The organism is Algoriphagus iocasae, from assembly GCF_014206875.1.
GTDB classification, from domain to species: Bacteria; Bacteroidota; Bacteroidia; order Cytophagales; family Cyclobacteriaceae; genus Algoriphagus; species Algoriphagus iocasae.
Genome location: NZ_JACIJO010000003.1, coordinates 327,868 through 340,213 on the forward strand (window position 1 = coordinate 327,868; position 12,346 = coordinate 340,213).

Consider the following 12,346-nt stretch of genomic DNA (forward strand, 5'->3'; position numbering starts at 1 on the left):
TTGAAAGAGATATTAAAAATGTGTTTGTGTCTATTTTGAAATAATAGGTGCTTGTTGTGGGGCTTTTTCAGTGCCATTCCCTACTGGATGGGCATGAGATTTCATCGTGTCAATCACAAAATCAAGAGCGCTACTCCAAGCCTCAATCGTCCCGGAAGTCTTGTTTTCCCCCATGACTTCTTCTATTGTTTCGATCATGGCTTTCTTGACGATAGGGTAATACTCTACTTTGACCCCATAATGCACATGGCTTTGTCCTAGTTTTTCCAGGCCTTTTTTCAAATGCTCTGGTCTGGAAAGGGAATAGACTATTCCTCCCAACATGTGGGTTAATAATCGTCCTTGATCTGTCAGGTTATTTCTAAATAGTGCTCTGACACCCGGAGCCATTTCGAAGACTTTTTGATAAAATATTGTGGCAAATCGATCCTCATCTTCCAGCATAATGTTGAGTGAGGATTGTAACTCCAATTGAAGATTTAATTCCTTGAATCCGACAAGTTCCAAAAGATTTAAAGGATCCTCTTTTCCTGCCACTTTGTTGGTGAAAGTCTGCCCGATTTCAAAAGAATCACGATCCAGGTTTTCATAAACAGTCTCAGAAATAAGAATGGAAGTTTGGGTTGCTTTGGTTTCGTTTTGAATTCTGCTGGCCACATTGACAGGGTCTCCTATCACGGAAAACTGTTTAAAAGTAGGATGTCCTAAGAGACCCAAATAGGCGGTACCAAAATTGATTCCGATTCCACATTTTAGTTTAACCTCAATGTCTTTGAGCTCGGATTTGTTGAGAATATCCAAGGCATATTGCATACCTAATGCTGCTCTGACAGCATCCTCACAATTTTTCGCTGCCGTTCCTCCAGTTGTTCCAAAAACTCCCACAATTTCATCTCCCGCATATTGATAAATGATCCCATTATTCATGAGGATCGGCTCTCCCAAAGCGGTATAAAACTTATTCAACATGTAGGCGATATCGAAATTGAAATTCTTTTCAGAGAGTTGGGTGTAATTCCTCAAGTCGCAGAATAGGATAGCGATTGGTCGTTCTTCAGCTCTTCCTTTTGGTACCAGCTCTTTTTGAAGATTGTTGACTTCTCCGCTGGACCAAATTAGTCGCTGCAAAGTAACGTCTCCCTTAGGCCTTGCCTGGCAAGCCAATCGGATTGAAGGATCCCATTTTCTCGCATGACAGCTTGATTTTTCATACTCCGTTTTGGGACTTAGATTTTGGATGCCATCCAGGACCCTTACTCTACAAGTAGTACAAATGCCATGTCCTCCGCACTCATGCATGTGTGGGATTTTATTTTCAATTGATATATCCAATAAAGTTTGGGAACCGGGATTAAAATCTACTTGCCGGTTGATTGCTGAGTATGTTATTCTATTTGCCATAGTAGGAAGGACTTCGTGGTAAAAAATTGTTTTGATGGGATCAAAGTTAGAGGGACTCGATTCCCTATTTGACACCCATTTCTATGATTTTAAAAAATCCTTCTCCAGTAGGAGAGTTTATCACACAATTGTGTGATATCTGATAGTCACTGTTTTAGGTGTTGTGAGGAAATCAGAATTGGATAACTTTGACTGGGTGAAAATTCAATTTTGAAGATTCATTAGATGGGACAGAAATTGTGTGATTGAATTTTCTTTTTTCATCATTAAAACTCCTGAAATGCAGGTCAAAGGATTAGTTATTTTTCTTTTTTTAATAAGTGTGAGATTTGCCTCAGCACAAACTATTGAATTGGATAGTTTGAAAGAAGCAGTAGAATCCATCACAGATGATTCACTAAAGACTGAATCATACCTTAGAATTGCATACCTCCTGTATGCTGGAGAAGAGTCAGAGATGTATGCCTATAAAGCTTTGGATTTAGCAAAACATCTCAAAAATCCCCAGTTGATAGGAAAAGCGTATCACCGATTGGCTTGGTGCCATGGATGGGATGAGATGGATAAAAAGACTGCTTACTTAGATAGTGCAGCATCCATTTTTTCAAGGATTGGAGATATCTATGGCTTAGGAAATGTCTATGATACCAAAGGGACTATTCTAATGGAATATGGGTCTTTAAAAGAAGCAGATATTTCTTACCAACAGGCATATGAGACTTATTCTCAAATAGGTAATGAGGAGCGAAAAGCCGGCATCTTAAATAACTGGGCTGTCGCGAAATATTCCCTAGGTGAAATTGATGAATCAATCGAAAAGTTTAATAAAGCCTTGGAGTTTCGGATTCAAGAGAAGCCCATATCGGACATTGACATAGCCAGAATTTATCAGGGATTGGGAGAATGTTATCGGATGAAGGGTGACCTGGAGATGGCGACAGTCAATTATTTGAAAGGATATAAACATCGGGAGGCCGCCAAAAACATTGGAATGGTGGAGTCACTGGTGAGTCTGGCTTCCATGATTTATGATGCTGCGGAACAATCAAAAGATACCACCCAGATTGTAAACCTGATGAGGGAAAATGGCTTTGAAAACTCTCAGCAGCTTATTCAAAGTGCGGAGCAAGTCAATGGTTTAGATGATAGAATTTGGATGCAGGAATCCATTATGGATGTGAAAAGAAGAAGGTTTGTTTTAAATAAAGATTTTGAATCAGCCTATGAGCTCTTAAAAAGGCAAAAGCAAATACTCGAAGAAAATAAGCTCAGCGAAGGGAGTTTGGAAGCTATTGCTGATTTAAAAATGAAATTTGAAAAGGACCAACTCACCATCAAACTATTGGAAAATGAAGTGCTTAATAAGAAAAAACAAGATCAAGTGACACTATTAATTGTATCTCTTTCCGGGATGTTTTTGATATCTGTGATAGGTTTTCTGTACTATCAAAACCGGATGAAAGCAGCTCAGATAGAACTGAACGAAGCCCATCGAGAACAACAGATAGTTTCGATGCGATCCATGCTGGAAGGTCAGGAAAAAGAACGGTCCAGAATCGCTAGAGATCTACATGATGGCTTGGGGAATTTGCTTTCAACTTTGAAAGTGAATATTGGAAGCTTGCAGATCAATTTTGATGATTCGAATTCCGAGAAAATCTATGGAACAGCAAGTCAAATGATTGATGAAGCATGTACCGAAGTGAGAAAAATTGCTCATGAAATGATGCCTCAGGCATTGAAGAAGTTGGGACTAAGAAAAGCCTTGGAGGATTTGGTGTTGAAAATGGATGCGGCACATTCCTTTGATGCGGAATTCCATGTGCATGGTGCAGAAAGGAAGTTTGATGATAACACCAATGTGATGTTGTTTAGAATCGTGCAGGAAGCATTGAACAACATTGTGAAATATGCGAATGCATCAGAAGTATCGGTTCAGCTAACCTATTCAGAAGATTGGTTTGACTTAACGATCGAGGATGATGGAGTAGGTTTTGATCCCCAAAAAATTGATTTGGAAAAGGGGATGGGTTTAAAAAGTATTGCATTTAGAACTGAATTTATCGGCGGAACTTATGACTTAAACAGTCGGCCAGGTTTTGGAACCTTAGTGTCTATTAGTATTCCACTCAAGCCAAATTAAGAAGTTTAGATTTTAACAATAGATCCTATGGAAAAGATAAAAGTTCTCCTGGCAGATGACCATCAAATCATGTTGGATGGGCTCAAAGCAATCCTTTCGAAAGACAAGTCCATTCATGTGGTGGGGACGGCAAACCATGGTTTGGAAGTATTGGAGTTTTTGAAAAAAGAACCTGTGGATGTGCTTTTGCTGGATCTACAAATGCCCGTTATGGATGGTTTGGAAACAACCATGCATGTGAAAAAGTCCTATCCAGATGTTCAGGTCATTATGTTGACCACAAATGACGAAGGAAGTATTATTACTTCATTGTTTAAGGTTGGCGCAACGGGTTATTTACTGAAAAATGCATCCAAAGAGTATCTGATCCAAGGGATCAAAGATGCATTTGAAGGCAAGAAAGTATTGAGTCCTCACTTGACTGAAAAAATGATAGAAAGCCTTAGCGAAGGACCAAAAATAAAGCCAGGCGATATTCCCAAAATCACCAAACGCGAAATAGAGGTGGTAAAATTGATAGCCCAAGAATTGACTACCCAAGAAATTGCGGATGCTCTATTTGTCAGTACGAATACAGTGGCAACACATAAGCGAAATCTATTTGTGAAAATGGATGTCAAAAACTCCGTCGGCATGGTCAAAAAGGCTGTGGATTGGGGGTTGATCTAAATGATTTCACTTAATTATTGAATCGATAAACCGGTTTGTTGTACCATAAATAACTTTTTAAAATTCCCGGCCATTTTCGGACAGAACTGTCCATTTTAATCCTCTTAACTCATTCAAAAAGAGAGGTTTTACTCATTTTAAGGTGTTTTTTTAACTGGCATTTCTTTTATCCAGATTTCTGTCAAAATGGAAGTATTCCAATTTTGTAACCTTTTCTGAATTAAGTTTATCTAATAGAATATGCTGAGAAATTACATCAAAATCGCCTGGAGAAATCTGACTAGAAACAAGTCCTTTAGCTTGATCAATATTTTAGGATTGGCAGTCAGTATGTCTGTTTGTTTATTGATCATCGTGATATTGATCGATCAATATAGTTACGATACCTATCATGAAAATAAAGACAGGATTTATCGGGTTCACACCACTCGATATCAGCAAAATAATGGGGAGACAGCCAGTTCTGCTTTGCCTTTGGCTGAGAAGTTAAAAGACGAATATCCTTTTGTGGAGGAGTCCGCGGCTCTGAACAGTGAGATTGGTGGAGATGTGATTTATGAAGATAAGTTTGCAACAGGAGGAGGCTATTTTGCTGATGGAAATCTTTTTAAAATTCTTGATTTTTCATTCAAAGAAGGTGATCCAGCGACTGCACTGAACGAGCCTTTTTCTTTGGTGCTTTCTTCTGATATGGCAGAAATCTTATTTGGAAATGAATCTGCTTTAGGTAAAACAGTCGCTTTTCATGATAAAGATATCAGAGCCACAGACATTGAAGAGGGGAATTTTGAGACTGATTTTGGATATTTTACTATTACCGGTGTTTTAAATCCTATTCCCGAGAGGACCCACCTGCCATTGAAGTTGCTTTCTTCCCTGAGTACCATGAAATCTCTTCCTGAGGGAGCTCTTCATTCGTATGAAGAAAATAATTGGGAAAATGTTTGGACCAATTACACCTATGTTTTGATGCAGGATGGAAAGGGTAAAAAGGATTTACAATACGCCTTAGATGAAGTTTCTGAAAAAATCTACGGGTCTAAATATGAAGATAAACATTCATTCAAAGCAGTTGCCTTGGATGAGATCACTCCGATTGGGTTCATCGGAAATACTACCCATGTTTCTTTTCCAAAGATAGTCTTGATGATTCTTTCTGTGCTTTGCCTGATCGTGATGCTATCGGCTTGCTTGAACTATACCAATATGTCGGTGGCTAGAGCTTTGACTCGGGTGAAGGAAGTGGGGATCAGAAAAGTCTCTGGAGCCAATAAAAAGCAGATTTTCGCTCAGTTTATTACTGAAGCGGTGGTGATATCTCTTTTCTCCTTGTTTTTTGCCTACCTGATTCTTCAACTGTTGGAATGGGGATTTCAGGGCTTGACCTTAAGCCAGTATCTAAAAATTTCCTTCGAAAACAGTCTTTTGGCTTTTGGGATATTTTTGGTGTTCAGTTTAGTGGTAGGGATTATCGCGGGTTTGCTTCCGGCAATGTATGTCTCAAGGTTAAACCCAGTCAATCTGTTCAGCAAGTTAAATGAGGTAAAGATTTTCAAGAAAATGGGAATCCGAAATACGATGATGGTGGTTCAATTTTCGATTTCTTTAATCTTCATAATTTCTGTGGTCCTGATGCAAAATCAGGCCAAACATATGCTGAATTTCGACTACGGTTTCGATAAGGAAAATGTCGTGACGGTAAAGCTTTTTAATCCGGATAATTACAATCGTTTTGCTCAAGCTGTCGCATCCAATCCTGCTGTTTCAGCTGTTGGGGGAGCATCCATGATTCCAGGTGGAGGTTGGAATTTTGGAACAGAGGTCATCAATCCGGATCATCCTTTGGACAGTTTGCCTAGTAACTTTTTTGATATCAATTCAGGGACTATCGATGTGTTGGATCTGGAAATTTTGGCAGGAAAGAACTTGCCTGTAGAAGGAAGTGATCAATTGATTTTGATCAATGAAAAAGCTGTTTCCAATTTTAATTTCGGGTCGAATGAACAAGCGATAGGGAAGCTTTTGGTAGTTGAAGATGGAGAGGAGTTTAAGAATGTGGAAGTTGCTGGAGTGGTGAAAGATTTTCAGTTCTTATCCCCAGATAGGGAAATTGAAAGCCTGGTTTTAAGAAATAGAAATTCTGCTTTAGGCTTTGCTTTAGTCAAAGTATCTCCAGAAAATCAAGTTAAGACATTAGCAAGTTTAGAAGCAATCTGGAAGGAGGTCAACCCCAATTCCAAATTCTCATATAAATACATGGATCAGCAATTGTTGTTTATCCATCAGGTTTTGGGAGATGTTTTATCGGTAGTGGGCCTGATTTCATTTTTGGCAATCTTCGTTTCCTGCCTAGGACTTTTGGGCATGGCTACTTATACGGCTCAGACCCGCATCAAAGAAATTGGGATTCGGAAAACCTTGGGATCTAGTATTCCACAGATTATCGTTTTGCTTTCTCGGGGATTTATGACACTCCTTGGAGTAGCAGTTATTTTGGCTGTTCCTGTAGCTTATTTTATCAATAATCTATGGCTGGAGTTTTTTGCTTCCAGAGTAAGCATTGGTGTAGTACCAATTGCAATCGGAGTGGGATCAATTTTGTTGATAAGTTTGGGTATTGTTTTTTCGCAAGCTTACAGGGCAGCTATGGTCAATCCTATTGATAGTTTGAAAAGTGAGTAGAGAAATACGAAGGGAGAAGTACGAGATGCGAAGTGGGAGGTAGGACGTTGGAAGTCGGGGGGGAGGTAGGAGGAATGGGATTGCTTCGGTCGTTCCTCCCTCGCAAAGACGTTTAAATATTCGTCTTGACACACTGATCACTGCGACCATGCCTTCGGCAGGCAAGCTGCCCACTGCGACTACTCTTTTGACAGGTAAGATGCCTAATGATTTAACTGAATTGGCCTTCGACTCCGCTCAGGCCGACAAAAGCAAGCTGCCCACTGCGACTGCTTACTGCCAACTGACTTTGCCCACTAGCGGACGAAAACGTCCGATTGATTTTTTGTGAAAACATGTGTTTAGGGCTCTAGAGCCTGTTTTGAGCTGTTTTATACTGGCATAGAAATTAGATAGATAGGGTAAGGGGAATTCTGTTTTCTAAGGAATTTAGAATTTACTTTTCCAACTAAAATCGGATTGTGTATGCTGAAAAACTACCTAAAAATCGCCTGGAGAAACTTGGTAAGGCAAAAAGCTTTTTCCTTAATCAATGTTCAAGGTTTATCAGTGGGATTGGCATGCTGCCTGATTTTATTGGCATTCGTTAAGCATGAAAAATCATACGATGCTTTTCATCCTGATTCTGATCAGGTGTATCGTGTGGTACAGGAAGTGCAAAAAAATAATTCCTGGGCTTGGGCAGGAGGGGCAGTGGCACCTATGCTTAGAAAGGAATTTGAAGGAGAATTGGATGAAGTAGTCAGCCTCACACAAATTAGCACTTATCTTAAAGCACCTGATGGAATAGCGCCTGATGAGAGTTTTCGTGAAGATCATTTTATTTTTACTGATGAAGGTTTTGACCGGATTTTTGGATTTGAGCTGAGCAAAGGGAGTTGGAAAGGAGTTTTAGAAAATCCTTACCAAGTGGTAATCACGGAAGAAATGGCTACCAAATACTTTGGGGATGCTGACCCAATAGGAAAAGCCTTGATTTCAACGGGTGATTTTTCTTTTGAAGTGAGAGGGGTATTGAAAAAACTTCCTTCAAATACTCACATGGATTTCGATTTCGTTTCGGGAATGAACACTTTTAAATCATTTAATGATTTCCCTACAAGTGCTGATTTTGGGAGTTTCTGGTGGCCTCAAACTTACACTTATGTAAAAGTAAATAAACAGCAGGACCCTGCAGCGATCAGCAAAAAAATCCCAGAGATAAATCCAAAGTATAGAAATCCGGAAGAAGCAAAATCTTATGTTCACTTTCTTCAACCTATTACAGATGTACATACCAATGCTGGTTTTCAAGGTGATTGGACTCCGCCTATGTCATTGCAAACGCTCTGGATATTTTTATCTATTGGAGTCTTTGTCTTGTTTTTAGCCTGTATCAACTTCATCAATCTTGCTACAGCCAGAGCTATCAAAAGGATGAAAGAAATTGGAATCAGAAAGGTGAATGGTGCCCAAAGAACCCAATTGATTTTCCAGTTTTTGGCCGAGTCTTTCTTGATCAACGCAGTTTCGATGATCATAGGATTAATCTTTGTCTATATCAGTGTCCCTTTAATCGAATCAAGTATATCCTTGAAAATCCCGATTGACCTTTTCGGTGATACGCAGTTACAAGTTTTGCTTTTTGGGATTTGGATAGGATCATCTGTTTTGGCAGGTGTTTTTCCGGCATTTTACCTTTCAGGACTAAAGCCAGAAATGATTTTAAAGCAATCTCCCTTAAGTAAAGGCAAATCAGTATTGAGAAAAACACTGGTGGTATTCCAGTTTGTCTTATCCACCCTTTTGGTTTTTTGTGCTTCCGTTGCTTTTTATCAGCATCAATTCATGACGGATGCCTCTATGGGATTTGATTCCGAAGGCTTAATTTCAGTGAAGATGGGAAGTCTTGCCAAAGAAAAAGGAGATGTTTTGAAGCAGGAGCTTGGAAATGTTCCTGGAGTGAGCTCGGTAAAATTCACAAGCGATAGGCCTGGGGTAGATACTGGGTGGAATCCGCCAGCTGATTTTCCAGGGATGAAAGAAGGGGAGTCCAGAAACATCAATGTACAGTATGTGGATGCAGATTTTTTTGAGACTTTGAATATTCCAATACTTTCAGGAAGAGAGTTTATAGAGGATGGTGCGGATAGAGGAACGTCTGAATTGATGCGGGGCAGATTTCCTGATTTGAGTAATGTTGCGATGATCGTAAATGAATCTGCAGTTGAGTGGATGGGGAAAGATCTGAATTCAGTATTGGGGTCTGACCTTAGAGTATTCACTGAGGAAAACGGAGAACTTTTTTCTAATTATAAGGGAATCATTGTCGGAGTGGTGAAGGATTATCATACCCGTGATTTGAGGTATACTATTGAACCAACAGTTTATTTGCCAGCAAAAAATGCTGCTTTTGATGGAACGCAATACATTTTGATCAAAGCTGATCAAGGTATTAACTCAGAGCTTCTGGAAAGCTTAAAGTCTACCTGGAAAGAAGTGAATGAAGGCCTGCCTTTCGATTATAATTTCTTGGATGAAGACATTGCAATGCAATATGCTCAACAAGCTAAAACAAGTTCACTTCTCGGGTCTTTTGCATTCCTTACCTTATTGATTTCCTGTTTGGGATTATTGGGGCTTTCTATTTTTACTGCCGAATCCAGAAGAAAAGAAATTGGGATTAGAAGAGTTCTTGGAGCCTCTGCAGCTTCCATAGCGAATAAACTGACCTCCGAATTTCTGATTCTCGTAATGTTTTCACTCTTGATTGCTTTGCCTTTGGGATATTATCTCATGCAGGAATGGCTGGATCAGTTTGCTTTTAAAGTACCTATTTCCATTTGGTTCTTCCTGATTTCTGCAGCAATCTCTGTGATCTTGGCCTATTCCACAGTTTCGATTCAATCTTTAAAAACTGCATTGGCAAATCCAGTTGATGCCATTAAAAATGAATAAGGAAGAATTCTGATATCTAAAACCTGATACTGAAAAAATAGAATAAAACTATATAGCAATGTTTAAAAATTATTTCAAAATCGCCATTCGAAACCTTTTGAAGAATAAGCTTCATACTGGGATCAATTTGATAGGTCTCACTTTGGGATTAGGTGTAAGCATTCTGATATTCTTCTTTGTCCAGTTTGAGGCAAGCTTTGATAATTTTCATAAGGACAGCGAAAGAATTTTTAGACTGGAAAGACATGAAATCAGCGAAGGAGAGGAGTTTTCATCTTTTTCCACTCCTGTCATTACTGCGCCAACTTTTGAAAGTGAGTTTCCTCAAATTGAAAACATTACCCGAATGATTTCCAGCTCAGCTCAAGCCTATTTGGATGAGTCAACTACTCAAAACCAGAAATTGCTAATGGTGAGTCCGGACTTCCTGGAGATCTTTGATTTCGAATTGATTGAAGGAAATAAAAATCAGGTCTTAAATGATAAGTTCGGGATTGTGGTTACGGAAAAGGTGGCTCAGAAATATTTTGGAGATGCCAATCCAATCGGCAAGTCTATCCGATTGAAAATGGGTGATAATTATGAGGAGTATCGAGTGACTGGCCTTTTGGAAAATGTCCCAAGTAATTCCAGTATACAATTTGAAATCTTGATGAATGATAAAAATCTGGATTTCAACATAGCCGAACAAAATCAAAATAACTGGTACAATGTATATGGAGAGGCTTATGTCAAACTTAACGATGCCAGTTCAAAAGCTTCTATAGAAGCAGGAGTGGATCCCATGATGAAAAAGGTTTTGGGAGAGGATTACGAGGAGGGTACATACTTCTTTACGCTGCAGCCCATGTCTGAAATACATTTGACGGATGATGCGAATACAGGAATGGCTGAAACTACCCGGCCGACACTCTTATGGATTTTAGCGGGGATTGCATTTCTCATTCTCCTGATAGCTTGTATCAATTTCACTACAATGGCAATCGGAAGATCCACTACTCGGGCAAAAGAAGTTGGGGTGAGAAAGACCATGGGTGCAGAGTTTGGCCAATTGGTTTTCCAGTTTTTGACAGAAGCATTCCTTACCACGATAACTGCTTTGGTGTTGGGATTGGTTTTGGCGGAACTCTTGGTTCCTACCTTTAATAATCTTTTTGAGAAGGAATTAACACTTGTTTATGGTCCTGTACAAATCTTGATTTTGGCGGGATTGGTTGTTTTGATTACTGCCATGGCTGGTGCCTATCCGGCATTTTTCATGTCTAATTTAAGACCGATCAAAGTACTAAAAGGGAACCTTTCCATGCATTTTGGAAAGCAAGCTCTAAGAAAAGGGTTGGTTGCTTTTCAGTTTTTCATTTCATTCTTACTCATCGCATCCACTTTGATCATGGTAAATCAGATGAAAGCCATCCGAAACTATGATCTTGGCTTTGACCAGGAGATGGTGGTCGTGGTGGATGTCCCTTATGTGCCAACCCAAAGTTTTGTGAGTTCCATCCAACTAGGGTTTCAGCAAGCAGAACTATACAGACAGGCATTGGTAAGAAGATCAGAAGTACAGTCTGCAGGAATCACAGTTTCAACTTATGGAGATGAGGCATTTTGGTTTGCGGGTTTCCCATTGGAAAATGGAGATCAGTTTGATTTTAGGGTAAATTTTGTCGGTGGGGACTATCTCAAAACCTTGGGCTTGGAGGTGGTGGAAGGAAGAGGTTTTAATCCCGATCCCGGATCAGATAGCAGTGCATTTGTCATTAATGAAGCCTTTGCCAAAGCAATGAAATGGGATGATCCTTTGGGAGAATTGATGCCAAATCCACGTTTTGATCCTCACCAAATTGTAGGAGTGGTTAAAGATTTTCATCATAATTCCCTGTACAAAGAGATTGAGCCAATCTTATTGGTGAAAAATCCAGCGACTTTCTTTAGTGGAATCAATATGCTGAGCATTAATTCATCTACCAATCCAAAAGTTCTGGTTAAGGGAACAGGCACTGATTTCGAGGGTTTCAGAACGATGCTTGAGAATGAATGGAAGCAGGTTTTTCCATTGGAAGCTTTCAAATTCAGCTTTTTAGATCAGACAATCGAGGAGCAATACAAAGCAGATGAGCGTTTGGGTAAAATGGTGTTTTTTGCTGCCGGAATCGCAATCTTAATCGCCGCAATGGGATTGTTTGCCATGGCAGCCTTAAGCATTGCAGGCCGAACCAAAGAGATCGGTATTCGAAAAGTTCTGGGGGCATCCAGTGTCAGTATTTCCTGGATGTTTAATAAGGAGTTTTTGATGATCACTGTTGCTGGGGTATTAATTGCTTTGCCGCTAAGCTTATATCTGATGCAAAATTGGATTGGCCAGTTTGCAGTGAAAGACTGGCCTTCATGGTTAAACTTCCTGCTGTTGGCAATAGGAGGAATTGCTTTTACGCTGATCATTGTTTCTGCTCAGGCTTTTAAAGCCACCCAGATGAATCCTGTAAAAACGCTGAAGGATGAATAGGGCAAAAGAAA

At 39.6% G+C, this 12,346-nt stretch carries 6 protein-coding genes; 5 read left to right on the forward strand and 1 reads right to left on the reverse strand.

Annotation, left to right across the window (positions count from 1 at the left end; translation table 11 throughout):
* Positions 1-30: 30 nt before the first annotated feature.
* Positions 31-1,401: an adenylate/guanylate cyclase domain-containing protein gene (locus FHS59_RS15685; protein ID WP_184496365.1), complete on the reverse strand. Its 1,371-nt coding sequence runs from the start codon at positions 1,399-1,401 to the stop codon at positions 31-33.
* 280 nt (positions 1,402-1,681) lie between these two features.
* On the opposite strand from FHS59_RS15685, the gene FHS59_RS15690 reads away from it, so the two are divergent.
* From FHS59_RS15690 to FHS59_RS15710, 5 genes are all read left to right on the forward strand, one after another.
* Positions 1,682-3,544, forward strand: coding sequence for an ATP-binding protein (locus FHS59_RS15690; protein WP_184496366.1), 1,863 nt, complete (start codon positions 1,682-1,684; stop codon positions 3,542-3,544).
* A 27-nt stretch (positions 3,545-3,571) separates the two neighbouring features.
* Positions 3,572-4,213 carry a response regulator gene (locus FHS59_RS15695; protein ID WP_184496367.1) on the forward strand — a complete coding sequence of 214 codons (642 nt, stop codon included), beginning with the start codon at positions 3,572-3,574 and terminating at the stop codon, positions 4,211-4,213.
* A gap of 240 nt (positions 4,214-4,453) precedes the next feature.
* A complete protein-coding gene (locus tag FHS59_RS15700; protein WP_184496368.1) occupies positions 4,454-6,895 on the forward strand; it encodes an ABC transporter permease in 2,442 nt (813 codons plus the stop codon).
* A 465-nt stretch (positions 6,896-7,360) separates the two neighbouring features.
* Complete coding sequence (locus tag FHS59_RS15705; protein ID WP_184496369.1) at positions 7,361-9,832, forward strand: ABC transporter permease; 2,472 nt, start codon at positions 7,361-7,363, stop codon at positions 9,830-9,832.
* Between the two features lie 58 nt (positions 9,833-9,890).
* On the forward strand, positions 9,891-12,335 hold the full coding sequence (locus FHS59_RS15710; RefSeq protein WP_184496370.1) for an ABC transporter permease: 2,445 nt from the start codon (positions 9,891-9,893) through the stop codon (positions 12,333-12,335).
* Positions 12,336-12,346 lie beyond the last annotated feature (11 nt).